The organism is Nonomuraea aridisoli, assembly GCF_003236395.1.
GTDB lineage: Bacteria > Actinomycetota > Actinomycetes > Streptosporangiales > Streptosporangiaceae > Nonomuraea > Nonomuraea aridisoli.
The window spans coordinates 1-439 of sequence record NZ_POUD01000677.1; the positions used below are offsets into that span (position 1 = coordinate 1).

1 protein-coding gene is annotated in these 439 nt (G+C 66.1%); it reads right to left on the reverse strand.

All coding sequences use genetic code 11. The features are described from left to right. Positions 1-371 (reverse strand): acyl-CoA dehydrogenase family protein (locus C1J01_RS48685; RefSeq protein ID WP_146616082.1); only part of this gene is annotated, 371 nt, incomplete at its 3' end. Positions 372-439: the final 68 nt, after the last annotated feature.

Below are 439 nucleotides of genomic sequence, written 5' to 3' on the forward strand. Positions count from 1 at the left end.
GCCTGACGGCTGGGGGAGCCGTCGAGAACTGCGACGGACATGGTGCCCGCGCTGATGGCGCGCAGACGTTCGGTGTCCCCTTCGAGGAGGACAGCGGCCCGCGCGGCGGAGGCGAGAGACGGGCCGGCCAGTTGACGGCCTGCCTGCTCGGCAACCAACGCAAGGTCGAGCAGCGCCGCGCCGATGCCTCCGGCTTCTTCGGGAATCGTCAGTGACGAAAATCCCAATTCTGCCAGCAACTTCCGGCCCGGTGCGATCTCGCAGCTCCCGTCGAGAAGTGCCCGTGCGCGCTCCGGTCCGGCGTGCTCGGTGAAGAACTCGCGCGAGTGTTCGGCGAAGCTTCGCTGTTCTTCGCTGATATCGAAATCCATCGTTCGTTACCTACTCTCGGCTTGCTTGCTCGGTGTGGCGGGACTGCGGTCCGGTGCGAGTCCCAGTA